Here is a 26043-nt window from a genome sequence, read left to right on the forward strand (position 1 = left end):
TGGTTATGGGGGCTGTTAGGAATGATTCAATTCCCTTGGCCTAGTGTCTTTTTTTACTTTTTAGTTGTTCGAAAAGATCGAAAAAAACTAAATTAAGGATAGTGTAGAAATACTAGACTAATTGGAACGGTTCAATTTTAGTCTAGTATTTTTAAATTTGTGTTTGACAATTTTAGTGTATTACATGTATAGTACACACATAAGGTGTATTAATTGAGTAATACACATCGTTATGTATAAAGTGTATGAACTAAGTAGTACACACACACATGCTACGAAGAGAGTATAAGAACGAGGAGGTGGATTGATGGAATTTATAGTGAATAACCGTGAACCGGTTTATCTACAAGTCGTTAGGCATTTTAAACAACAAATTGCCAAAAGACTATTAGAAGCTGGTCAAGAAATACCATCAAGAAGAGAATTAGCTGTTCAATTTAATATAAATCCAAATACTGTACAAAAAGCATACAAGGAAATGGAGGAACAAGGGTTGATTACGACTGAACGAAATTTCCCTAGTAAGATTACGACTGACATAAAGGTATTAAATGGTGTACGAAATGAATTGATTATGGAAGCTGTAAATGAATTTGTAGATTCAATTAAAGTAATAAATGTTCCTGTTGAAGAATTACTTACAATGGTCAAACAAAACTATGAACAAAAGATAAAAGAAGAGAAAGGGGAGGCTTAAATGATTCAAGTAAAGAATGTTTCAAAAAAATATGGTCGGAAAAATGTTTTACGTGACATTTCTTTCACTGCAAATAAAGGAGAAATCACTTGTTTAATTGGTATTAACGGTGTTGGTAAGTCTACAACGATGAAAGCAATTATGGGGATTACGCCAATCGATTGCGGTGAAATATTAATAGATGATAAGAAAATGAATCATACAATGTACGAAAATATCACGTTTATCCCAGATACACTTACAATGCTTCCTAGTTTTACAGTTGGAGAAGCAATGCAGTTTATGAAGGATTTTTATGTAAATTGGAATCCAGAGCGTGCAAAAGAATTACTTGGATTTTTCCGTTTAAAGGAAGACGAGAAACTAGGTGAGCTTTCAAAAGGGAATGCCGCAAAAGCCAATTTACTTTTTGGATTAGGACTGGATGTAGATTATGTTCTGATGGATGAACCTTTTTCTGGTATTGATATGTTTAGTCGAGAGCAAATTGCAAAAGTGTTTACGAGTCACCTAATTGAGGATCGAGGCGTGATTATAACAACTCATGAAATTAGTGATATTGAGCATTTAATTGATAAGGTCGTTTTATTAGATAACGGCGAAATTCTAAAAGAGTTTTATACAGAAGAGATACGATTAGAAGAAGGTAAATCAGTGATGGACGTAATGAGAGAGGTGTATCAAAAATGAATCGATATTTAAAACTAGTTAATTTTGAAGTTAATCGATTTTTTAAATTATATATAGGGTTACTTATTATTGTAGCTATTTCACAGTTTGTGAGTTTATTTTTAGTAAAGTCCTCTTATATGAACATGGCGAATGACGCAAATTATGCTAGCTCTATGAAAGCAACGAAGGAATTCATTTCCTCAAATGGATTGCTAAGCTTTAATCATGTTGCTAATCATCCATTATTTATTGGTCCAATTGTCATATGCATAGCTTTAATGATGTTCTATGTTTTTATCATTTGGTACAGAGATTACTTCGGAAAAAACACATTTATTTACCGTTTATTTATGCTACCAACTTCAAGAATGACAATTTACTTTGCTAAAGCGACTACGATTTTAATTATGGTGTTGAGTTTGCTCGCTTTTCAACTAATACTTTTACCGATTGAAATAAAAGTATTTCAACAAATAGTTCCAAGCGAACTTTTAGGAAAAATGAGTACGATTGACCTTTTTATGAGTCCTACTATTTTTACAATGATATTACCAAGTAATTTTATGGATTTCATTTTTAGGTATCTTATTGGAATGGGACTAGTGTTTACCCTCTTCACATTCATATTATTGGAGCGTAGTTATCGTTGGAAAGGTATAGTTTTTGGGATTTTATACGTGATTGCAATAGCAGGTTTACTTCTTATACCAGCTTTTATTGAATCCTATTTGTTTGGAGATGATTTTTCATTTTATCCTAGTGAAGTGTTCTATATGGAATTAGGCCTTTTTACAATCATCATTACAGGTTCAATCTTATTTAGTAAATATTTATTAAAAAACAAAGTGTCGGTGTAAGGAGGAGTTAGAATGAAGCGATATCGTAATTTGGCAGTAATAGCAGTTGTCACGACAATTAGTTTAGGTACGTTTTTTACAAAAGTAGCTATGTCAGAAAGCAAGTTGCCTAAATTTTACTTAAAGACAGAAAATGGAGATAAAAAATACGTTAAAGATTTAACTATTAGCGCTGGATATGGACAAGTAGACGCTAGAAGTTTAAGTATTACTACTGATGGAAGCGAATATAAAGACAGTAATTCAATTCTTAGTGAGCTTGATAGTGACTACTATGATTTAAAGAAATTAGATGATTTAAAAAAGAATGAAAGAAACTTTATGCGCGGAAAAATTTCTTCTTCTGAATTTTATATCGATAATGATTATGCATGGTTCGCTGATGTAAAAGGTGGAAAACTTGGTGGTACGTATGAGCATAAAAATAATCATTTTAAAATGTATATAGATGGTCTTGATCTTCAAAATAAAGACCGTTTTAAATTTAAACTTGATATTCCAGAGGAAGAAAACTACTCATATATTTATGTAGAGGATGTACAATTAATCGGTAAAGATCTAGTTGTTACTACTTCTCAAAATAAAACTAATGTAGTGAAGGATAAAACTACAAATTCAAATATAAATGTCGATCAAAATGAACTAGTCATGTATCGAATTAATGTAAACCAAAAGAAAATTGTTGATCGTACAGTAATTAATAAATCATCCAATGATCAAAATACTCATACACATACTGACATACAAAATCTGATACAAGAATCAGATGAAACTATTCCTTCTAAATACAATGTATACAAAAAAGTAAAACTAAAGGATACAGTTCAAGCAAATGGAGAAACGGAAACTGAAGAAGTTAGTAATGAAGTAGTCGTATTTAATTTAGAAACTGATAAAGATGAAACATTAAATTTATCGAATGAACAAAAAGAACAAGTGATGCAGAGTAATGTAATACTTGATAAAGAGAACTTGTATTTTATAACGCACGGTGATAAAGGTATTTCAGTTTTAAAGTATAATCTTAATAATAAAAAAGTCGAAGGTGCACCGGTACTTATTACTAAAGTAAATGGTAATAATCTTTCAAATTATAAAGTCATCGACGGAAAACTATATGCAATTACGAATAGTACTGAAAATCCTGGGAAGTTCAGTAAAGATTTCATTATTGCTGACTTAGCAAATGGACAAAGTGTTTTCGAAGGTAAGATAGAAGTAAAGAATGTTAAGGGAAAATCTAATAAAGCATTAAAAAAATTACAAGTATATGATTTTCAGGTTGAATAAGTAGGGCAGGAAAAAGATAAGAGATTGGTTATAGGAAAGGATTTTATAAAACTTATAAAATCTTTTCCTACTCCTTCTTCTTTCTTATTCCTGTTCTTTTTTCTTTACTTCATCCTAGACTTAAAGAATGTACGTTCTAGTTTGATTACTTGATTTTGTACTTGAACATCGATAATATGTAAAGATGTTTAAATTTTAAAGTACGTTTGTTCTGTTTTTGATTGATTTTTGAAATTTTGTGGTAAAATAGAAGGATAGGTATGTTTTGGAAATGGAGGCGGGGAAGATGGAGCAGGAATTCGAGGTAGTTTCTAATTATTCACCTCAAGGCGACCAGCCAAATGCGATTAAGCAGTTAGTTGATGGGGTTAGAAATGGTAAAGAGCATCAAGTTTTATTAGGTGCAACAGGTACGGGAAAAACGTTTACCATTTCTAATGTAATTAAAGAAATAGGAAAACCAACATTAGTATTTGCTCACAATAAAACATTAGCAGGGCAATTATATAGTGAATTAAAAGAGTTCTTTCCTAATAACGCAGTTGAGTATTTCGTAAGTTACTATGATTATTTTCAGCCAGAAGCTTATGTACCTCAAACGGATACTTATATTGAAAAAGATTCAAGTATTAATGATGAAATTGATAAATTACGTCACTCTGCGACTTCCTCCCTTTTTGAACGTAAGGATGTCATTATTGTAGCGAGTGTTTCTTGTATTTATGGTTTAGGTTCTCCTGAAGAATATCGAGAATTAGTTTGTTCTCTTCGTATTGGAATGGAAATTAGTAGAGACGATCTATTACATAAACTAGTAGATATTCAGTATGCGCGTAATGATATTGACTTCTCACGTGGTACATTCCGAGTTCGTGGAGATGTTGTTGAAATATTCCCGGCATCACGTGACGAGCACTGTATTCGTGTGGAATTTTTTGGTGATGAAATTGAGAGAATTAGAGAAGTTGATGCATTAACAGGTGAAATTTTAGGTGACCGTGAACACGTTGCAATTTTCCCGGCTTCCCACTTCGTTACACGTGAAGAAAAAATGAAAATTGCCATTAAAAATATTGAAGTTGAGTTAGAAGAACGATTAAAGGAAATGAGAGATAACGGTAAGTTACTAGAAGCTCAAAGGCTTGAGCAGCGAACTAGATATGATTTAGAAATGATGAACGAGATGGGATTTTGTTCAGGAATTGAAAACTATTCCCGTCATCTGACGCTGAGACCACCAGGTTCTACTCCTTATACATTATTAGATTATTTTCCAGAAGATTTCTTAATGGTGATTGACGAGTCACATGTTACAGTTCCGCAAATTAGGGGAATGTTTAACGGTGACCAAGCTCGAAAGCAAGTATTAGTAGATCACGGGTTCCGTCTGCCTTCAGCATTGGATAATCGACCTTTAAAGTTTGCAGAGTTTGTGGAAAAAGTTCAACAAACTATTTACGTAACTGCTACACCTGGACCATATGAGCTAGAACTGTGTCCTGAGAAAGTAGAGCAAATTATTCGTCCAACAGGTCTACTAGATCCGACGATAGATGTTCGTCCGATTGAAGGTCAAATTGACGATCTTATCGATGAAGTTCGTAATCGCATTGCTAAAAATGAGAGAGTTCTAATTACTACTCTAACGAAGAAAATGTCTGAAGATTTAACGGATTATTTGAAAGAAATCGGAATTAAGGTTAACTATTTACATTCTGAAATTAAAACGCTTGAACGAATTGAAATTATTCGTGATCTTCGTTTAGGTAAATATGACGTATTAATTGGTATTAACCTTTTACGTGAAGGTATAGATATTCCTGAAGTTTCATTAGTCGTAATTTTAGATGCAGATAAAGAAGGATTTTTACGATCTGAACGATCATTAATCCAAACAATTGGTCGAGCTGCAAGGAATTCAAATGGTCATGTTATTATGTATGCAGATAAAATGACGAATTCGATGGATATTGCTATTAATGAAACAAAACGTCGTCGTGAGATTCAGGAAGAATATAACAAAAAACATGGAATCACTCCTAAAACGATTATTAAACAAGTACGCGATGTGATTCGAGCTACTTCTGTTGCTGAAGAAGAAGAAGTTTATGAAAACGGCATTAGTGCTAAATATAAGAAAATGAACAAAAAAGAACGTCATTTATTTATTCAATCAATTGAAATGGAAATGAAGGACGCAGCGAAGGCGCTTGATTTTGAAAGAGCAACAGAACTTCGTGACTTAATATTAGAATTGAAGTCTGAGAGGTGAAGAACTTGAAAAGTATGAATGAAATAATTATTAAAGGGGCCAGAGCGCATAACTTAAAAAATATCGATGTAACGATCCCTCGTAATCAATTAGTAGTTGTGACTGGTTTATCGGGATCAGGTAAGTCATCTCTAGCATTTGATACGATTTATGCAGAAGGTCAACGCAGATATGTAGAATCTTTATCTGCTTATGCTCGTCAATTTTTAGGTCAAATGGATAAACCAGATGTTGATTCAATCGAAGGACTTTCACCTGCGATTTCAATTGATCAAAAAACGACTAGTAGAAATCCTCGTTCGACAGTTGGTACTGTAACAGAGATTTACGACTATTTGCGACTTCTTTATGCTCGTATTGGAACACCTATTTGTCCAAATCATGGGATCGAAATTTCTTCTCAAACAGTTGAACAAATGGTAGATCGTGTAATGGAGTATCCTGAACGAACGAAAATTCAAGTGCTTGCTCCAGTGGTATCTGGTCGTAAAGGGACACATGTAAAAGTGTTTGAAGAAATTAAAAAGCAAGGATTCGTTCGCGTTCGTGTTGATGGTGAGCTATTTGACGTATCTGACGAAATAGAATTAGAGAAAAATAAGAAGCATTCAATTGAAGTTGTAATTGACCGTATTGTTGTAAAAGATGGAGTAGCATCTCGACTAGCTGATTCTCTTGAAACAGCATTAAAACTAGGAGAAGGTCGAGTTATCATTGATGTAATAGGTGAAGAAGAATTACTTTTTAGTGAACATCATGCATGTCCTCTATGTGGATTCTCAATTGGGGAATTAGAACCGCGTATGTTTTCGTTTAACAGCCCGTTTGGAGCTTGTCATTCATGTGATGGGTTAGGAACGAAATTAGAAGTGGATTTAAACTTAGTTATCCCAAATGATGAATTATCACTTAAAGAAAATGCTATAGCACCGTGGGAATCAATTAGCTCGATGTATTATCCTCAATTACTAGAAAGTGTATGTAATCATTACGGGATTGATATGAATATTCCATTTAAAGACATACCAACAGATCAACAAGATAAAATTCTTTATGGTAGTAATGGGGAACAAATCTATTTTAAATATGATAACGAGCAAGGTCACGTACGTGAAGCAATGATTGAATTTGAAGGTGTTATTTCTAATGTAGAAAGACGTTTTAAAGAAACATCTTCAGATTTTATTCGTGAGCAAATGGAAAAATACATGGCTCAACAACATTGTCCAACTTGTAAGGGGCATCGTCTAAGAAAAGAGGCTCTTGCAGTATTTATTGGTGGCTTGCATGTTGGTGAAGTAACAAAAATGTCAGTTAAAGAAGCGTTTGATTTCTTTGGAACGCTTGATTTAACGCCAAAACAAGAAAAAATTGCAAATCTAATCCTTCGAGAAATTAGAGAGCGTTTAGGCTTTTTAGTAAATGTAGGTTTAGATTATTTAACATTGAACCGAGCTGCAGGTACATTATCTGGTGGAGAAGCTCAAAGGATTCGTTTGGCGACTCAAATTGGTTCGAGATTAACTGGTGTATTATATATTTTGGATGAGCCATCAATTGGATTGCACCAACGTGATAATGATCGTTTAATCTCCACATTGTTAAATATGAGAGACATCGGAAATACATTAATTGTTGTAGAACATGATGAAGATACGATGCTAGCAGCTGATTATTTAATTGATATCGGACCGGGAGCTGGTATTCATGGTGGACAGGTCATTTCACAAGGAACTCCAAATGAAGTAATGAATGATCAAAATTCATTAACAGGGAAGTACTTATCGGGTGAGAAGTTTATTCCTGTACCGCTTGAGCGTAGAAAAGGCGATGGACGTGAAATTAAAATTGTTGGCGCAAAAGAAAACAATTTAAAAAATGTATCAACTTCATTCCCATTAGGTACGTTCGTTGCAGTAACAGGTGTATCAGGATCAGGGAAAAGTACATTAATTAATGAGATTTTATATAAATCATTAGCTCAAAAATTAAATGGTTCGAAAGTACGTCCAGGGGAGCATAAAGAAATTAAAGGGATTGAACAATTGGAGAAGGTTATTGATATTGATCAATCACCAATTGGTCGTACTCCTCGTTCAAATCCGGCTACTTATACTGGTGTATTTGATGATATTCGAGATGTATATGCCGCTACGAATGAGTCAAAAGTTCGCGGTTATAAGAAAGGTCGTTTTAGCTTCAACGTTAAAGGCGGTAGATGTGAAGCTTGTCGAGGCGATGGAATTATTAAAATAGAAATGCATTTCTTACCTGACGTTTACGTACCATGTGAGGTTTGTCATGGTAAACGATATAATCGAGAAACTTTAGAAGTAAAGTATAAAGATAAATCGATATCTGAAGTTTTAGATATGACAGTTGAGTATGCAGTTTCATTCTTTGAAAATATTCCTAAGATTAAACGTAAACTTCAAACATTAAATGATGTAGGTTTAGGTTATATTACATTAGGTCAACCTGCTACGACTTTATCTGGTGGAGAAGCACAGCGTGTAAAACTAGCTTCCGAGCTTCATAAACGTACGAACGGAAGAACTTTATATATATTAGATGAACCTACTACAGGGCTTCATGTTGATGATATTGCACGATTATTAGTTGTTTTACAAAGACTAGTGGATAATGGTGATACTGTACTTGTAATTGAACATAATTTAGATGTCATTAAAGCAGCCGACCATCTAATCGATTTAGGACCAGAAGGTGGAGACAAAGGTGGTACCATCGTAGCAACCGGTACACCAGAGAAACTATGTAAAGTCGAAGCGTCTCATACAGGTAAGTATTTAAAAGCTGTATTAGAGCGTGACAAAGCTAGAATGGAAAAAAGATTGGCATTGATGGAATCTTAATCTTAAAAAAGATCGTCTCAAAATAAAGTAAAAATACAAAGAATAGGACCTAAACTCCTTTTCTTTGTATTTGTTTTTATTTAGGATTTGTTAATGTTATACATAGTTCCTTTTACTTGAAAAGTAGTCCACATTTCTTTAATGTTTTAACATAGAATAAATAATGAAATAGAAAATTAGTAATGATAAAAAAAATGAGGGCGTATCGATAGAGAGGAGATTTTTTTTGAAAAAACTATATCGATCTTCTAAAGATTCTATGCTTGCGGGTGTATGTGGTGGATTGGGTAAATATTTTAATTTGGACAGTACATTAATCCGTTTACTGTTTGTTATATTATTCTTCGTAGGATTTGGAGCACTTTTATTTGTTTATTTAATTTGGATATTTGTTGTTCCAGAAGAAGGTGACGTGAAATAAATGAGATGGTTATTTTCATTAGCTATTAATAGCTTAGTTTTTATCGTAGTAGCAGGATTTCTGCAGCCAGATTTTTATGTAAAAAATATTCCAACGGCTATCATTGCAGCGTTGGTGTTATCGATTTTAAATACAATTATTCGCCCAATCTTAATATTAATAACTTTACCTGTAACCATTTTTACAATGGGATTATTCCTGTTTATTATTAATGCATTTACACTAGAAATTACTGATTATTTATTAGGGGATGCCTTACGAGTAAATGGTTTTGGAACTGCTATTATCGCATCGATTCTAATTAGTACATTCAGTATGTTAATTCAATATTTTGTGTTTGGTTCAAAGGACAAAAAAAAGCATAGTCATCGGTAAAAAAAGAGGAGTCTCTTAAGTTAAAGTACTTTTGAGAGTCTCTTTTTTTGTTTTTTTTTGATTAATGGGATATTCGAACATTATGAGAACTCCGTTATTTTTTGACAGATTATCATTACGATAATGCTAAAGCTGATTGAAAAGTTACTAAATGCCGTGATAAATTCACTTTCACATTAATAATTTTTAATCGTTTTAGCGCAGTTAGTGACTTGTCGACATTTTCCCACAAAGTTTAAAAATGGTACAATATGAGAGATAATACATAATTATTAATCCTTAGGAGGCTTTTATGGCTAAATTACGTACAAAGAATTTAGTTGAGTATTTTAAATTAGAGGTCATTAGTGGTAGTGCGGGTTTGAATCGTTCAATTAACACGACTGACTTATCTCGCCCAGGTATAGAGGTTGCAGGTTTTTTTACATACTACCCATCTGATCGAGTACAAATATTAGGGAAAACAGAATTAACTTTTTATCATAGCTTAACTGACGAAGAAAAACACAATCGATTAAGAAAACTTTGTGCAGATGATACGCCTTGTATTATTGTGACACGAGGTTTAGAAATTCCATCCGAATTAATCGAAGCGGGTGAAGAAACTGGAGTACCTATCTTACTATCAAATAGTAAGACAACTAAAATGTATAGTAGGCTTACGAGTTATTTAGAGGCTAAGCTTGCTCCAACTACAGCGTTACACGGTGTACTAGTTGATATTTATGGTGTCGGCGTATTAATTACTGGAAAAAGTGGAGTGGGTAAAAGTGAAACGGCTCTAGAGTTAGTAAAACGTGGTCATCGATTAGTAGCAGATGATTCAGTAGAGATTCGTCAAACTGATGAAGATACGCTGATTGGTTCATCGCCAGAATTAATTGAGCATTTATTGGAAATTCGTGGATTAGGAATTATTAATGTAATGACTCTTTTTGGAGCAGGATCTGTGCGTAATTACAAGCGTATTACGCTGAACATTGATTTAGAGACTTGGGACTCCCAAAAGGTTTACGACAGAGTTGGCTTAGACGATGAAAAACTTAAAATATTAGATACAGATATTTCGAAGATCACATTGCCGGTTCGACCGGGTCGAAATTTAGCTGTTATTATTGAAGTAGCAGCGATGAATTTCCGTTTGAAAAATATGGGTGTAAATGCAGCACAGCAATTTGCAGATCGTTTAGAGAAAGTAATTCAAGGCGGTAATAATGTTAGTGATTTAATTTAATGAAAAAGTGGGGAAATTGAAATGGAGTCAAATATTCAGCCATTAGATAAAGTATTTTTACACTTAGGTCCTCTTTCAATAAAGTGGTATGGGGTATTAATCGGTTTAGGTGTTGTATTAGGTTTATGGTTGGCAATTCGTGAAAGTAAACGACGTGGAATACCTGATGATACATTTTTGGATCTTATTTTAGTAGCTCTACCTTCAGCAATTATAGGGGCTAGAATTTATTATGTACTCTTTGAGTGGAGCTACTATTCTAAGCATGTTAGTGAAATTCCTGCCATTTGGCATGGTGGATTAGCTATTCACGGTGGTTTAATTGGAGCATTTATTGCTAGTTACTTCTTTGCAAAGAAAAGAGGCATTTCATTTTGGAAGCTTGCAGATATCGCAGCACCAAGTATTTTAGTAGGCCAAATGCTTGGACGTTGGGGAAACTTCATGAACCAAGAGGCTCATGGTGGACCAGTAACTAGATCATTTTTAGAAAGTCTTCATTTACCTACTTGGATCATTAATCAAATGTATATCGATGGAACGTATTATCATCCAACGTTTTTATATGAATCATTATGGAGTTTATTAGGGATTATCTTCTTACTAATTTTAAGAAGAGTGAATCTTAGACGTGGTGAAATGTTTTTAACTTATTTAATTTGGTATTCAGTTGGTCGTTTCTTTATTGAAGGTTTAAGAACAGATAGTTTAATGTTAACAAGTACAATTAGAATGGCACAATTTATCTCAGTCGTAATTATCGTACTATCAATTATCATTCTTGTTTATCGTAGAGTTAAAGGGTTATCGAATGAGCGTTATTTAGACGCATAAGTTTGTAAAACAGGAGTGGGGAGCACGTTGGAAACTTTAAAGAGAGGGTTACTAGTTGGTTTACAAACTTCTTGGAAAATAGGGAAAATAATTTTCCCTATTTCTTTCATTTTAACGATTATTAAAGAAACTTCACTAATGGACTGGTTTGTTAATATTCTTGAACCATTAATGAGTTTTATCGGTTTAAAGGGAGATGCAGCATTAGTATTAGTTTTAGGAAATGTTTTAAATCTATATGCAGCTCTTGGAGCAATGCTACCGATGGATTTAACTGTTAAGGAGGCTTTGATCCTTGCAGTTATGTTAAGTTTTTCTCATAATCTATTTGTTGAAACGACAGTAGCTACTGCTGTAGGGGTTCGAGCATCTTTTGTTGTTTTAGTAAGGATAGGATTTGCAATTTTATCTGCAATTTGTATCCATTTCTTTTGGTCTGGTGGAACAGAAATTGTTCATAAAGGCATTGCAGTTGCAGAAAGCGCTAACCAGTCAGGATGGGATATCGTTTATAATGCCATCATTTCGTCATTAATGGGTATTTTAAACCTTATTAAAATTGTTTTTCCATTAATGCTTGTTATTCAAATTGCAAAAGATTTTGGGTGGATGAATTATATAACAAAAGCATTATCTCCATTTACTAAATTAATTGGTGTTGAAGCAAAAGCTGGAGTTACATTAGCTGCGGGATTGTTTTTTGGATTAGCTTTTGGAGCAGGTGTTATGATTCAAGCCGTTAAAGAAGATGGTGTTTCGAAACGTGATTTATACCTTGTTTTCTTATTTTTAGTAGCTTGTCATGCTGTAGTAGAAGATACAGTTCTCTTTATTCCTTTAGGGATTCCAGTTTTATACTTATTTTTAATTCGTTTCTTTGTCGCGTTAGTTGTTACTTGTATAGTTGCAAGAATCGTAGGAAGAGTAGGTAGAAAAACTGAATCAAGTTTAAAAGCTGAAGTGAAATAGAAAGGAAATTCTTATGAAAATAAATACGATACTATTTGATTTAGATGGTACTTTAATCAATACAAATGAATTAATTATTGCTTCATTCTTGCATACTTTGAATAAATATTATCCTGAACAATATAAACGTGAACATGTAATACCTTTTATGGGTCCAACTTTAACTGAATCATTCTCTACAGTAGATGAAGAAAGAGTTGATGAGTTGATCTCGGAATATCGCCGTTTTAATATGGAGATGCATGATGAGTTTGTTGAGGAATATGAAACGGTTTATGAGACGATTGAAACTTTACACAAATTAGGCTATAAAATTGGGATTGTAACAACAAAGGCCCGAAATGTTGTTGAAATGGGCTTAAGTTTTAGTCGATTAAAGCAATTCTTTGATACTGTTATTACAATTGATGACGTGCAAAATGCAAAGCCACATCCAGAACCGATTCAATTAGCTTTAAAAAAATTAAATTCTATTCCTGAAGAGAGTATAATGGTGGGCGATAATTACCATGATATTGAAGGTGGTCAAAATGCTGGAACGAAAACAGCAGGTGTTGCTTGGTCACTAAAAGGAAAAGAATTTTTAGCTACTTTTAAACCTGATTTTATGCTTGAAAAGATGAGCGATATCTTACCAATTTTAGGAATTGATGAGAATTGAGGAAAACCAAACGCTACCTAATTGAAGGTGAGAATTCACTTTGGCAAGTGTACAAGACTGTTTCATTTTGGAAAACATTTCGAAATGTCATTGTCATTGAAATAGCTCGTTATATCCCTTTCTTTAGACTGAAAAACTGGATGTATAGGAATCTCATTGGAATGAAAGTAGGTGAGTATACATCCTTTGCGTTTAAAGTAACGCCTGATTTAATGTTTCCAGAATTAATTTCAGTTGGTAGGAATTCGATTATTGGCTATAATACAACAATCTTGGCGCATGAATATTTAATTAATGAATATCGATTAGGAGAAGTCATTATTGGTAATAATGTGTTAGTTGGTGCAAATACGACAATCCTGCCGGGTGTCACAATTGGTGATGGTGCGAAAGTTTCAGCTGCAACACTTGTCAACAAAGATGTTCCAGCTGGTGCATTCGTTGGAGGTAATCCAATGGTTATTATTTCATTACCTCAATCTGAAACTACTATTTAAACTCTTAAAAAAAGTGGTTTTCAATATTTTTTGTTTCGGTTAAAATAATACTTTGACAACTTATTTAGATAATGTGGAAATTGTGCGTTCGTTTAAAATTCTTATAATTTGGACGGCGACTATTTCCTCTTTTTATGTGATATACTGTGATAAGCTTGAAAAACTGGAGGATCGAATGTCTGAAAATTTGGGGAATCAAACAAAACAATTTCATAATGTCGTTTCGTTCTCGTTACCGAAAGATTATTTCTACGAAAAAGGGATGAAAGCTTATAATAGTAACGATTCTGAGCAAGCGATTTATTATTTGAAAAAAGCTGCTGAAAATGAAGAAAATCAAACAGTTCTTATAGATATTTCTAGAAAGCTTTTATCATTACATCAATATCAAACTACAATTACAGTTTTAGAATATATTTTAGATAAATATCCAACAAATGAGGATGTATATTATTTATTAGCATTTGCATTTTTTGAATTAGGGCTGTTCCAAAAAGCCAATTTGTATGCTCAAAAGTATTTAGAAATTGGTACGGATGAAGAGCAATTAGAGGAACTAGAAGACTATTTAGATATTATTCATAGTGAAGAAGATGATGATTTAAGTATTAATGATGATTTATTAGTGCTTCAAGAGCGGGTTACAAGCTATTTGGCAAATCATGATTGGAAATCTGCTAAAACAACTTTACTTAATATAGTTGATAAGTATCAAGAATTTTGGCCAGCTTATAATAACTTAGCTTTAGTAGAGCTTCATTTAGGTAATCCTGAGGAAGCTGAAAGAGTATTACAATATGTTTTAGAACAAAATCCAGGTAATTTATCAGCTTTAATTCATTTAACAATGCTAAAAAGAATATTAAATGAACAAGAAATTGCTCTTCAATATCTGGAAGGCTTATCAAATATTGTTCCAATTTCTGAAGAGCACCGCCACAAGCTTGGTGTACTTTTCTATCAATTCAAGAAGTATGAAGAAGCTTATAAGTTATTTCATTTACTTTATATGGAACGACCAGATCGTGAAATACAGTTTTATTATATGTTCTGTGATGCAGCTTATCAATCTGGAAGAATTGAAACGGCGGAGCGTATATGGAATTTTGAAATGACAAGTGAATTTGATGATCATGAGGAATTGGCTCCATGGGTTGAAAAAAAACATTCATCGAATGAAATCGAACAATTAATGGCTGAAACAGAGTACCAAGCAAAAAACTCCAATTCGAATAGTGAGAGATGGGGATTAATCTATTTTATGAAGGAATATTATTATGAACAAAAATTTAGTTCAATCCTTCAAGATTTAAACCCATTAGAAAATATTGGTCTCGATGAACAATTAGAACAAGTTCTTCTAAATAATATGTGTTATCTAGAGCCTCATCCATCATTGAATATTGCGATTAACGGAGCAAAGAAAGTACAGACAATTTGGGAAGAAGATTATATAATACTACGTAATCATCTTCAATTATGGTTTTTCGCTATTTGTGAACTTACATTAAAATATAAAGAATTACCTGTAGATGAAGATGTTTTATTAGCTGCTACACATTATCTTGTTGAAAATGAAGTAAAACGTGTATCACAAAAGAAAATTGCAGCAAACTATAATATCTCTACCTATTTATTAAATAAAGGCATTAGCGCCATTCGAAGCTTGTATTAATACCAGATGGTGTTAATGCAAGCTTTCTTTATTTCACATTAAGGTGAGTATAAATTGGCAGCAAGGATTCGTAGTCGACGTGGTTTCTAGGAATTAAGTATAAGGGCAATTACGCCTCTGACTTCGCCTAAAAGGCTCGTCAGTCGACGAGTTTTCTTTATCATGAGCATATGATTTGTTGTTTTATGTCGTCGCGTATTAGGATAGTGATAGTTAATAAAGTAGGGCAATTAGCCATTTAAGTACAAGGAGTGATTAAGTAATGGAAGAAAAAATTTATGATGTTATTATCATTGGAGCTGGTCCTGCAGGGATGACTGCAGCTGTATATACATCTCGTGCAAATCTTTCTACATTAATGATGGAACGTGGTATTCCAGGTGGACAGATGGCAAATACTGAAGAAATTGAAAACTACCCAGGTTTTGATAGTATTTTAGGACCAGATTTATCAAATAAAATGTTTGATCATGCGAAAAAATTTGGTGCTGAGTACGCTTATGGTGACATTAAAGAAATTATTGACGGTAAAGAATATAAAACAATCATTGCTGGTAAAAAAGAATACAAAGCACGCGCAATTATTATTTCAACAGGTGCAGAATACAAAAAAATTGGTGTACCAGGCGAGCAAGAGCTTGGAGGACGTGGTGTATCATACTGTGCTGTTTGTGATGGAGCATTCTTTAAGGATAAAGAATTAGTTGTAATAGGTGGCGGAGATTCAGCAGTAGAAGAAGGCGTATATTTAACTCGATATGCTTCTAAAGTTACAATCGTTCACCGTAGAGATCAATTACGAGCTCAAAAAATTCTTCAAGACCGTGCATTTGCAAATGAAAAGATTTCATTTATTTGGAATTCAACAATTAAAGAAGTTAACGGAACTGATGGTAAAGTAAGCAGCGTAACGCTTGTAGATACTAAAAATGGTGAAGAATCTGAATTTAAAACAGATGGCGTATTTATCTATATTGGAATGCTTCCATTAACAAAACCATTCTTAAGTTTAGGCATTACGAATGAAAATGGATATATCGAAACAAATGATGTAATGGAAACAAGAGTACCAGGTATTTTTGCTGCTGGTGATGTTCGTGAAAAAACTTTACGTCAAGTTGTAACAGCTACTGGAGACGGAAGTATTGCTGCTCAAGCTGTACAACATTATATTGAAGAATTAAAAGAAGAATTATCTAAAACTAACTAATCTTGATTAAAAACGATAAACAGATATATAAAATTAAGTTTTAGAATTGTGAATGAAATTGTAATATTCTGAAACTTATATGTAATTAGGGTGTAACTCTCTTGAAATATAGTTACTGTAATATAGACAATAACCAGAGAGCCCCCTAATATATATAGGAACATGGATATGCGCTTGTCCATGTTCCCTTTTTTTGTGCATTAAAGTATAAATTCACAGCGACGAAGGAGTAGCTGACGTAGTTGCAAATTTTAGCAATTAAGTATAAGTGCAACTACGCCTTTAGTCTTCGCTTTAAAGCTCGTCAATCGGTGAGTTTTCTTTATTTGTCTCCGAAAGTAAATCGATTTTGTTTCCTCAACCCTAGTTCGAACCCACAAAATCTTTTCCTTTAGCCTGAACCTTTCTACCCTAATTCCTACTCTTAACAAGTTGTTGTCTGACTAGTTTAACGGTATAATATAGATTGGGCAGTTTCAACCAACTGCAAGTCCAAATTGTAAGTGAGGTATAAGAAATGCAAAGAGTTACACATTGTGTTTTGGTAAATGAAAATAATATCCTCTTGCTACAAAAACCTAGAAGAAACTGGTGGGTTGCACCCGGCGGTAAGATGGAGCCAGGTGAAAACATTAGAGAAGCAGTTGTTCGTGAATATCGTGAAGAAACAGGTGTTTACTTAAAAAACCCAAAATTAAAAGGTGTTTTTACAATTATTATAGAAGAAGATGCTAAGGTAGTGAATGAATGGATGATGTTTTCATTTTTGGCTACCGAGTTTGACGGTGAAAATCAAGATGAGTGTGAAGAAGGAATTCTTCGCTGGCATGCAATAGATGAAGTGAAAAATCTTCCTATGGCAGCAGGTGACTATCATATTATTGATTATTTACTAAAGGGTACAGAAATTTTACATGGTACCTTTGTCTATACACCGGATTTTGAATTATTAAGATATCGTTTAAATCCTAGTTAACCTAAATTATAGAAAGGGTTGAGTTAAATGCCTACAAGATCACATGTAAAAATGGTTATTATAACTGGAATGTCAGGTGCTGGAAAGACTGTCGTTGTTCAAGCTTTAGAAGATATCGGTTATTTCTGTGTTGATAATCTTCCTCCTGCTCTACTTCCAAAATTTGTAGAGCTATTAAAGGACCCGGATCACAATACAACAGATAAAGTTGCTCTTGTTATGGATTTAAGAGGAAGAGAATTTTTTGATCAGTTAGGGAATTCGTTAGATCAATTAATGTCTACTCCTTCAATCATCCCTCAAATTTTATTTTTAGATGCAACGAATGCTGCACTTGTTACTCGCTACAAAGAAACTCGTCGTTCACATCCACTTTCTCCAACGGGATCTCCATTAAAAGGAATTGAGATGGAACGTACTCTTTTAGCTGAAGTAAAAGGGCGTGCACAATTAATTTATGATACTTCAGATTTAAAACCTAAAATTTTACGAGAAAAAATAATTGAGCAATTTAGAGAAAATGAACAAGAAGGTTTTTCAGTAAATATTCAGTCATTCGGTTTTAAGTACGGAATACCGATTGATGCGGATTTAGTATTTGACGTACGATTTTTACCAAACCCATTTTATGTTGAATCAATGCGTCCTTTAACTGGCTTAGATGAAGAAGTTTCCTCTTATGTTCTTAAATTTAATGAGACAACCGAATTTATGCTGAAATTAATTGATTTAATTAGTTTTATGTTACCTCAATATAAAAGAGAAGGTAAACGACAACTAATCATTGCGATCGGATGTACGGGTGGACAGCATCGCTCTGTTACTTTAGCAGAGTATTTAGCTAACTACTATAAGGATCAATATGAAACGAATATTAGCCATCGGGATGTTGAAAAAAGGAGTCATAAGTAATGGTTAGTCAGCGTTCGAAAATAGTAATAATTGGAGGCGGAACGGGACTATCTGTTTTAGTTCGTGGGTTGAAAAAACATCCCGTTGATATTACCGCGATCGTTACAGTCGCAGATGATGGTGGTAGCTCTGGACGATTACGTGACGAGTTAAAAATTCCACCGCCTGGTGATGTACGAAATGTACTTGCCGCGTTATCAGATGTGGAACCGATGTTGGAAGAATTATTCCAGCATCGATTTGCAACATCTGGAGACCTTTCTGGACATTCTCTAGGTAATTTAATGCTAAGTGCAATGACTGCGATAACAGGTGATTTTTATCGCGCAATCATTGAAATGAGAAGGGTATTAAATGTAAGAGGGAAAGTTATACCAGCAGCTAATCAAAGTGTCGTATTAAAAGCTGAATTAGAAGACGGCACAATTGTTTCAGGGGAATCAAAAATTCCGTACTCTGGTAAGAAGATTAAAAGAGTATTTTTAGCACCAGGAAATGTTGAACCTTTAAAAGAGGCGCTTGATGAAATTAATCGTGCTGACTTAATTGTAATTGGACCAGGTAGTTTATATACGAGTATCCTTCCTAATCTATTAGTTACTAAAATTGGGAAGGCTGTTATAAATTCAAAAGCTAAAAAAGTATATGTATGTAATGTGATGACACAAGCGGGTGAAACTTTGCATTATACAGCTAGTGATCATGTAAAGGCTCTATACCAACATTTAGACTCAAGTTTTATCGATACAATTATTGTAAATGAAGGCACAATGCCTAAAAATATTTTAGAACTTTATAAGGAAGAACATGCTCAACAAGTAAAACTAGATATAAATGAGCTTACTTCTTTAAATCTAGAAATTGTTCATAAGTCGATCGTTAAATATGATGATAATGTGATTAGGCATGATACAGTAAAGTTAGCTGAAATTTTATGTGATCTAATCCCGACAAAAATAAAAGAATAATGAAAAAGTATATAGAGCTAGAAGGAGGGGGTGATTCAAATGTCCTTTGCATCAGAAACGAAAAAAGAATTAACAACGATTGAGATCAAAGATTGTTGTTCAAAATCCGAGCTATCCTCTTTAATTCGAATGAATGGTTCATTATCAATTGCGAATCGCCAATTTATTGTAGATGTAGTTACTGAAAATGCAGCAATTGCTAGAAGAATATATGTATTAATTAAACGTGTTTATGATGTGGGCGTTGAATTGCTCGTTCGTAAAAAAATGCGTCTTAAAAAGAACAATGTATATATTGTTCGAATAAAAGAAGAAGCGAAACATATTTTAAATGATCTTTATATAACTGGTGAAGGATTTACCTTTACGAATGAAATAGCGAAAGAGCTAATTGCGAAGAAATGTTGTAAACGCTCCTATTTAAGAGGTGCTTTTCTAGCTGGTGGTTCGGTAAATAATCCAGAGACATCTTCATATCATTTAGAAATTTTTTCACTATATAAAGAGCATACGGAAGAAATTTGTCGTCTAATGAATGAATTCGGATTAAATGCTAAAACACTAGAGAGACGTAAAGGTTATATTACGTACTTAAAGGAAGCAGAAAAAATTACTGAGTTTTTAAACGTTGTTGGTGCACATTCAGCCTTATTAAGGTTTGAAGATATCCGCATTGTAAGAGATATGAGAAACAGTGTTAATCGTCTAGTAAATTGTGAAACTGCGAACTTAAATAAAACGATCAGTGCAGCCTTCAGACAAATTGAAAATATACGTTATATCCAAAGCTCAGTTGGTTTAGATATATTACCGCCAAAGCTACGTGAAATTGCAGAACTTCGAGTAGCGTATGAGGATGTAACTTTAAAAGAGTTAGGTGAAATGGTATCTAGCGGCGCGATTAGTAAATCAGGAATCAATCATCGACTACGTAAAATTGATGAAATAGCTGATAAACTAAGAGCGGGAGAACCAATAAAAATAAAATAAAAGTTAAGAGGGAAGAAAAAATGATTGAGAAAAAAGGGAGAGTACTATTAGAAACTGGAATACAGGCTCGTCCAGCAGCACAATTTGTTCAAGTTGCTACGAGATTTCGTTCAGAAGTATTATTAGCTTACAAAGGTAAACAAGTAAACGTTAAGAGTATTATGGGTGTTATGAGTCTTGCAGTGCCACATGGAGAAGAAATAGTAATTACTGTTACTGGCGACGATGAAGTTGAAGCGATGGAAGCAGTAATGGACTTTATTGGAGAAGAAATTTGATGTAATTGGGCATTCACAAGTTGGATGTCCAATTTTTTTCTAAAAAAAAAAAACTAGCCGAAAAATTACGGCTAGTTTTTTATTATTATTTAATAGCTGCAGTATTAGAAATTACTTTATCAATTAATCCGTATTCTAATGCACGGTCTGCAGTCATAAAGTTATCACGCTCTGTATCACGCTCGATCGTATCTAATGGTTGACCAGTACGATCTGCAAGAATTTTGTTTAATTTATCACGTAAGAACAAGATTCGCTTAGCTGCAATTTCGATTTCAGTAGCTTGACCTTGAGCACCACCTAATGGTTGGTGAATCATAACTTCTGCATTTGGAAGAGCATATCTCTTTCCTTTTTCCCCAGCAGCTAATAAGAAAGCACCCATTGAAGCCGCCATACCAATACAAATTGTAGATACTTGAGGCTTAATAAAGTTCATCGTATCATAAATAGCCATACCAGCAGTAATACTTCCTCCTGGACTATTTATGTATAATGAAATATCCTTATCTGGATCTTCTGCTGCTAAAAATAAAAGTTGTGAAACGATCGAGTTAGCTACGTTATCATCGATTGCGCTACCTAACATGATGATGCGGTCTTTTAATAGACGAGAGTATATATCATACGCACGTTCACCACGACTTGTTTGTTCAATAACTGTAGGAATTAAATTCATTTTTTCTCCTCCTTGTTTAAAACAAATGAATGATTAATACAATAATACCTTTAAGGTCAAAAAAGGTCAAATAAAAGAGATGCTAATTTAATGTATTATTTAAACTAAAAAATATTGACCTTTTATAACATATCTATTTATCTAATACTTCAACATCATTAACGACTTTTCCTATTATTAAACGTAACTTTATGTAGTTTTTCTTTTGATAAGTTAAAAAACTAATAACTAATTGATTAAAGCATATTCTAGGCTTATGAAAAGAAAGTAGACATTCCAAGATGAGAACGAAAGAAAGGAAGAAGCAAACAATAAAAAAAGTCCCCTATTTACAGAGGACATCATAAAATTATATTTATTTTCGTACTCAAAAAAACCTAAATCATTGCGGTCAGAACATTCTAACGATATAATAAAACATAAGATTTTCTTATAAACTTGCGAATAAGCTACATAGCGAAACATCAGCGCACCAATCGAGCTGCTCCTATACTAACTTACTGAGATTGTGGCGACAAAAACAATATACATATTTACCTTTATATAATATGCGTTTGTAACTCAGTGGATAGAGCACGAATGAATATGCACCCATGAAACTACCTCGAGCGCACTTGCCAAGCCACTCCTTGCAATTACATACTAAGGCAAGGGTGGGACAGAGTAAACATATTTCTGGTGAAAAACCAATCGAGCCACTCTTTGCATTAACTTTCTGAGATTGGGGCGACAATACGATATTCTTATTTACCCTTTATACAATATGCGTTCGTAGCTCAGTGGATAGAGCACGAATGAATATGCACCCATGAAACTACCTCGAGCGCACTTGCCGAGCCACTCCTTGCAATTACATACTGAGGCAAGGGTGGGACAGAGTAAACATATTTCTGGTGAAAAACCAATCGAGCTGCTACTTGCTTAAGCTTACTGAGATTGGGGCGACTAAAACACTATACTTATTTACCCTTTAAAAAACATGCGTTCGTAGCTCAGTGGATAGAGCATCGGTTTCCGGTACCGTGTGTCGCAGGTTCGAATCCTGTCGAGCGCGCTAAAAAAAATATTCCGAGTGATAAGATCTGTTATCTAACAGAAATATCACTCGGTTTTTATTTTTCCTCTGTTAAACCCGGAATCTCAGCCCTAAATCCTACCTTTATCCTACAACTAAAGATGTACTTTAACTCCATCCAATGAAGAATGGGTTCCCTTTACTTAAAGTCATATATTTAAAGTAAATAAAAGGAGGTCATTTAAATGGATATGAATTCTTGGGTTTTTGAAGAAATGGCTAAATTCAATAAAGATGAAATGGAAAGAGAACTAAAGTTTAATGAAACTTATAATCTGTACTCAACATCTAAAAAGAAAAAATACTGCATCGACCTAAAAATCATCAAATTCTGTATCTAAACTAGAGGATGTTTAATAATATTTTAAATTTCCTAAAAAAAAGACTGAGTGATTTTATATTTATAAAATTTTTCGGTTCTTTTTGCTCCTTCTATTTTTTTCCTCTATCCTTTTTTCTAAATATATGATATATTACTCTTTGCGATGAGCTAATTTGAGTAAGACGAGAGATATGCGCAAGCTAAACGCGCGGATGTGGCCGCCCGGTCTCTCGCCTCAAACGCATCAAGACGTCTGCTGCGGCAGGCGTCTTTCTTTTTGTCCATTCCTTTGTGTATAATAGTACATATTAAAATTGAAGGGAATGTTTTTGTGTTAACGATTGCAGAATACACTGTAGAAGAAATAAAAGATCCATTTGGTATCATTGAAGGTGATCGATATGAGTTTATTCTTTATATCAATGTACCAGAGGATGATGAATTATTTAATGAAAAAGGTATATACATAAAAGCGCTGTTTGGAGTAAATGGTGACGAGTCGAAATTAATTAAATATGACTTGTATGAAGCTGAGTCAAATCAGTATTTAGATTTTGATTTGGAAGAAGATGAAGAAAAAGAAGTATTCGAATTTTGTAAAACTCATTTAACAGTTGAAGATTAATATTAATGTGTTATTGAATGACACACTTCAGCTTAGGAGATATCCTATTTTAGGTATTTCTCAACACACTACTGTGTAATTGTAAACACAGTACAAATTGTGCGTACACACTTATAAAACACTAATGTTTTGAATAAATGCTACGTTTTGAAAACCTTGATTTATCAAGGTTTTTTTGTTGTGTTTTTAAAAAGATAGAGTTTTTAGAATATTGGCACAGAATTTGCAATATTTAAATTGATTACACAACTTGTCCTTGTAACGCGTAATTCTTTTGTCATTATTTGTAAAAATGTAAGCGTTTCATCGATAAGGGAAATTGAGGAGGTGTAGGATGAATATCTTATTGGTATGTTCTGCAGGAATGTCGACTAGTCTATTAGTTACAAAAATGGAACAAGCAGCTAAGGCAAAAGGAATTCAGGCAACGATATGGGCTGTTGCTGGTGATGAGGCAAAAGAAAATTTAGTCAAAGCGGATGTATTACTACTTGGTCCGCAGGTTCGTTATTTAGTCTCAGAAATGAAGAAACTAGCTGAACCTAAAGGGATACCAGTAGATACGATTAATCCAGTGCATTATGGATTGATGAATGGTGAAGCTGTACTAGAAATGGCTTTAAATTTGAAAAAATAAAACGGGGAATTAAAAATCTAGAAAGAAAAGAAGGTGTATTTGAATGATGCGTTTTGCTGAGAAGTATATAATGCCTGCCGCAGCGAAGTTTGGTAATCAACGTCATTTGCTAGCGATCCGTGATGCGTTAATTGGAATGATTGCCATTACGATGATTGGAGCTTTTGCTGTACTTATTAATAACTTAGGTGGCGCAATCCACGGCTACGATAAAATGATGGAAACAGTCTTTGGTGCAAACTGGAAAACATTAGGCAGTGATATTTGGTGGGGAACATTTGCATTTATGACAGTATTTGCCGTAGTAGGGATCGCGCATAGATTAGCTCGTTCTTATGGTGATGAAGGTTTTGAAGCAATGCTTGTTGCATTAGCGTGTTACTTTGTACTTGTTCCACAATCATTAGCAGCAGTATCTGTTACGTTAAATGGTGGTAAGACAGCTACAGGTGGAACTTGGGGATTTATTAGTTGGAATTCCTTAAACTCAACGGCTTTATTTACAGGAATTATCGTTGCGATTATTGCAACTGAAATTTTTGTACGTTTAGCTAGAGTGAAACAATTAGTTATAAAATTACCAGATGGCGTTCCGCCTGCAGTATCAAAAGCATTTGCAAAGTTATTACCAGGTATGTTAACAATTTTTATCGTTGCATTAGTTGGCTTATTGTTCAGATTATACATTTCGGATGGCGTATTTTTTAATGATTGGTTAAATTCAGTTCTTGTAAAACCATTAACAGATGCAGCAGATTCATTAGGATTTGCAGTTGCGATTGCATTCTTTGTACATTTCTTCTGGGCGATTGGATTACATGGTCCAAATATTTTAGGGGGTATTACAACTCCTTTATTAACAACCCTAGGTAACCATAACGTCGATTTATATGCTAAAGGTGTGACAGATCTAGATAAGTATTCTGTCTTAGCAGGTCCATTCTTAGACGCATTCGTATATATGGGTGGATCGGGTACTACAATCGGTTTACTTATTGCAATGTTCTTAGTTAACCGTAAACGTCATAAACAGATGATTGCTTTAGGAACACCTCCAGGATTATTTAATATTAATGAACCAATTATTTTCGGTTTACCAATCGTGTTAAACCCAGTATGGTTAATACCATTTATCTGTACTCCAATTGTTTTAACCATTATTTCTTATTTAGCTGTTCAATCACATATTGTTTTCCCAGTTGTTTCTACAATCCCTTGGGTAACTCCACCAGTTATAGGTGGCTATTTAGCAACTGGTGGTCACTGGAGCGGTGCAGTTTTAGCGCTTGTTAATGTTGTGATTTCAATCGTTATTTACTTACCTTTCGTTGTAGTAGCAGAAAGAATGGAAGCTAGAAAGTCGACCGAAACGACAAGTAGTAATTCATTAAATGTATAATAGAATGTGAAGGAGATGAGTGAAAATGCCTACCGACACAAATAATGAACAAATTGCATTTCAACTTATATTACATTCCGGTAATGCTAAGAGTTTATTAATGGAAGCAATGTATAAAGCTCGTGATGGAGAGTTCGAGGAAGCTCGTGGGAAAGTAAACGAGGCGAATGCGGAACTTAGGCTGGCTCATCATTCACAAACTTCACTTATACAAAGTGAAGCAGGTGGGCAACAATACAAAATTAATATTCTTTTAGTACATGCACAGGATCATTTAATGAACACTCTTACAACAAGAGATTTAGTAGAGGAAATTATTTACTTGCATGAAAAAATTTCACTTTAATAATTGATAAAAAAAGTGGTGTAGATTAATTCTACATCACTTTTTTTCATAGATCACATAGAACAAAATGTATAATTTAAGTAAGAATCGTAAAAGTGTTTTAAAACACTACAATTTAATGTACATAAATCTCGACACACTAACAGGGTAACAACACACTAAAACAATTTAAGAAGATTGATGAACTATATTTAACACACTAGACGTTTTAAGTTCTTTTCCTTTTAAAGCAAAGAAAAAAGATTTATGACTATGATTCCTTATAGGACAAGGTTTTAAAGATTAAATTATATATTTTT

General features: G+C 33.6%; 26 protein-coding genes and 1 tRNA gene. 26 read left to right on the forward strand and 1 reads right to left on the reverse strand.

What is annotated here, in order from left to right:
* The first annotated feature begins 307 nt into the window (after positions 1 to 307).
* The 20 genes from EP747_RS10725 to EP747_RS10820 all read left to right on the forward strand — a co-directional run bounded on the left by EP747_RS10725 (position 308) and on the right by EP747_RS10820 (position 20661).
* Complete coding sequence (locus EP747_RS10725; RefSeq protein WP_129689864.1) at positions 308 to 697, forward strand: GntR family transcriptional regulator; 390 nt, start codon at positions 308 to 310, stop codon at positions 695 to 697.
* Complete coding sequence (locus tag EP747_RS10730) at positions 698 to 1387, forward strand: ABC transporter ATP-binding protein (protein ID WP_129689865.1); 690 nt, start codon at positions 698 to 700, stop codon at positions 1385 to 1387. It abuts the gene before it with no gap.
* Entirely contained in the window at positions 1384 to 2226 is an 843-nt protein-coding gene (locus EP747_RS10735) for a hypothetical protein (protein WP_129689866.1), read from the forward strand. The genes EP747_RS10730 and EP747_RS10735 overlap by 4 nt, the downstream gene beginning before the upstream one ends.
* 12 nt (positions 2227 to 2238) lie before the next feature.
* Positions 2239 to 3516: a hypothetical protein gene (locus EP747_RS10740; RefSeq protein ID WP_129689867.1), complete on the forward strand. Its 1278-nt coding sequence runs from the start codon at positions 2239 to 2241 to the stop codon at positions 3514 to 3516.
* Positions 3517 to 3802: 286 nt separating this feature from the next.
* Positions 3803 to 5788 carry an excinuclease ABC subunit UvrB gene (gene uvrB, locus EP747_RS10745; RefSeq protein ID WP_129689868.1) on the forward strand — a complete coding sequence of 662 codons (1986 nt, stop codon included), beginning with the start codon at positions 3803 to 3805 and terminating at the stop codon, positions 5786 to 5788.
* Between the two features lie 14 nt (positions 5789 to 5802).
* Complete coding sequence (gene uvrA / locus EP747_RS10750; RefSeq protein WP_129690182.1) at positions 5803 to 8661, forward strand: excinuclease ABC subunit UvrA; 2859 nt, start codon at positions 5803 to 5805, stop codon at positions 8659 to 8661.
* Positions 8662 to 8887: 226 nt separating this feature from the next.
* Positions 8888 to 9082, forward strand: coding sequence for a PspC domain-containing protein (locus EP747_RS10755; RefSeq protein WP_025568734.1), 195 nt, complete (start codon positions 8888 to 8890; stop codon positions 9080 to 9082).
* Positions 9083 to 9457, forward strand: coding sequence for a phage holin family protein (locus EP747_RS10760; protein ID WP_025671435.1), 375 nt, complete (start codon positions 9083 to 9085; stop codon positions 9455 to 9457).
* 292 nt (positions 9458 to 9749) lie between these two features.
* Complete coding sequence (gene hprK / locus EP747_RS10765) at positions 9750 to 10691, forward strand: HPr(Ser) kinase/phosphatase (protein ID WP_098232001.1); 942 nt, start codon at positions 9750 to 9752, stop codon at positions 10689 to 10691.
* Positions 10692 to 10712: 21 nt separating this feature from the next.
* Entirely contained in the window at positions 10713 to 11525 is an 813-nt protein-coding gene (gene lgt, locus EP747_RS10770; RefSeq protein ID WP_129689869.1) for a prolipoprotein diacylglyceryl transferase, read from the forward strand.
* 27 nt (positions 11526 to 11552) lie between these two features.
* Entirely contained in the window at positions 11553 to 12494 is a 942-nt protein-coding gene (locus EP747_RS10775) for a nucleoside recognition domain-containing protein (RefSeq protein WP_129689870.1), read from the forward strand.
* Positions 12495 to 12507: 13 nt separating this feature from the next.
* Positions 12508 to 13155: a pyrophosphatase PpaX gene (ppaX, locus tag EP747_RS10780; RefSeq protein ID WP_129689871.1), complete on the forward strand. Its 648-nt coding sequence runs from the start codon at positions 12508 to 12510 to the stop codon at positions 13153 to 13155.
* The gene (locus EP747_RS10785) at positions 13152 to 13652 is read left to right on the forward strand and encodes an acyltransferase (protein ID WP_114345462.1); all 501 of its coding nucleotides are present in this window, start codon (positions 13152 to 13154) and stop codon (positions 13650 to 13652) included. Before ppaX ends, EP747_RS10785 begins: the two co-directional genes overlap by 4 nt.
* Before the next feature lie 175 nt (positions 13653 to 13827).
* Positions 13828 to 15327, forward strand: a complete 1500-nt coding sequence (locus EP747_RS10790; RefSeq protein WP_129689872.1) for a tetratricopeptide repeat protein — start codon at positions 13828 to 13830, stop codon at positions 15325 to 15327.
* Positions 15328 to 15589: 262 nt separating this feature from the next.
* The gene (gene trxB / locus EP747_RS10795; protein ID WP_129689873.1) at positions 15590 to 16537 is read left to right on the forward strand and encodes a thioredoxin-disulfide reductase; all 948 of its coding nucleotides are present in this window, start codon (positions 15590 to 15592) and stop codon (positions 16535 to 16537) included.
* A 517-nt stretch (positions 16538 to 17054) separates the two neighbouring features.
* A complete protein-coding gene (locus tag EP747_RS10800) occupies positions 17055 to 17513 on the forward strand; it encodes an NUDIX hydrolase (RefSeq protein WP_114345467.1) in 459 nt (152 codons plus the stop codon).
* A gap of 27 nt (positions 17514 to 17540) precedes the next feature.
* The gene (gene rapZ, locus EP747_RS10805; RefSeq protein WP_129689874.1) at positions 17541 to 18425 is read left to right on the forward strand and encodes an RNase adapter RapZ; all 885 of its coding nucleotides are present in this window, start codon (positions 17541 to 17543) and stop codon (positions 18423 to 18425) included.
* A complete protein-coding gene (locus EP747_RS10810) occupies positions 18425 to 19393 on the forward strand; it encodes a gluconeogenesis factor YvcK family protein (protein WP_129689875.1) in 969 nt (322 codons plus the stop codon). The genes rapZ and EP747_RS10810 overlap by 1 nt, the downstream gene beginning before the upstream one ends.
* 39 nt (positions 19394 to 19432) lie before the next feature.
* Positions 19433 to 20383 (forward strand): DNA-binding protein WhiA, encoded by a 951-nt coding sequence (gene whiA, locus EP747_RS10815; protein ID WP_098428527.1) that lies wholly within the window; start codon positions 19433 to 19435, stop codon positions 20381 to 20383.
* A gap of 20 nt (positions 20384 to 20403) precedes the next feature.
* Positions 20404 to 20661, forward strand: a complete 258-nt coding sequence (locus EP747_RS10820) for an HPr family phosphocarrier protein (protein ID WP_025568719.1) — start codon at positions 20404 to 20406, stop codon at positions 20659 to 20661.
* Positions 20662 to 20746: 85 nt separating this feature from the next.
* On the opposite strand, the gene clpP is transcribed toward EP747_RS10820, so the two are convergent.
* Positions 20747 to 21340 carry an ATP-dependent Clp endopeptidase proteolytic subunit ClpP gene (gene clpP / locus EP747_RS10825; protein ID WP_088012337.1) on the reverse strand — a complete coding sequence of 198 codons (594 nt, stop codon included), beginning with the start codon at positions 21338 to 21340 and terminating at the stop codon, positions 20747 to 20749.
* 981 nt (positions 21341 to 22321) lie between these two features.
* Between clpP and EP747_RS10830 the strand changes: the two genes are divergently transcribed.
* The 6 genes from EP747_RS10830 to EP747_RS10850 all read left to right on the forward strand — a co-directional run bounded on the left by EP747_RS10830 (position 22322) and on the right by EP747_RS10850 (position 25744).
* A tRNA-Arg gene (locus EP747_RS10830) sits at positions 22322 to 22394 on the forward strand.
* Between the two features lie 206 nt (positions 22395 to 22600).
* On the forward strand, positions 22601 to 22756 hold the full coding sequence (locus tag EP747_RS24220; RefSeq protein ID WP_165346993.1) for a hypothetical protein: 156 nt from the start codon (positions 22601 to 22603) through the stop codon (positions 22754 to 22756).
* Positions 22757 to 23068: 312 nt separating this feature from the next.
* Positions 23069 to 23362 (forward strand): DUF6509 family protein, encoded by a 294-nt coding sequence (locus tag EP747_RS10835; RefSeq protein ID WP_129689876.1) that lies wholly within the window; start codon positions 23069 to 23071, stop codon positions 23360 to 23362.
* A gap of 334 nt (positions 23363 to 23696) precedes the next feature.
* On the forward strand, positions 23697 to 23999 hold the full coding sequence (locus EP747_RS10840) for a PTS sugar transporter subunit IIB (RefSeq protein WP_098428529.1): 303 nt from the start codon (positions 23697 to 23699) through the stop codon (positions 23997 to 23999).
* A gap of 43 nt (positions 24000 to 24042) precedes the next feature.
* The gene (locus tag EP747_RS10845) at positions 24043 to 25398 is read left to right on the forward strand and encodes a PTS sugar transporter subunit IIC (RefSeq protein WP_129689877.1); all 1356 of its coding nucleotides are present in this window, start codon (positions 24043 to 24045) and stop codon (positions 25396 to 25398) included.
* Positions 25399 to 25423: 25 nt separating this feature from the next.
* Entirely contained in the window at positions 25424 to 25744 is a 321-nt protein-coding gene (locus EP747_RS10850; protein WP_056469854.1) for a PTS lactose/cellobiose transporter subunit IIA, read from the forward strand.
* Positions 25745 to 26043: the final 299 nt, after the last annotated feature.

This window comes from Gottfriedia acidiceleris, assembly GCF_004138285.1.
In the GTDB taxonomy this organism is placed as follows: domain Bacteria; phylum Bacillota; class Bacilli; order Bacillales; family Bacillaceae_G; genus Gottfriedia; species Gottfriedia acidiceleris_A.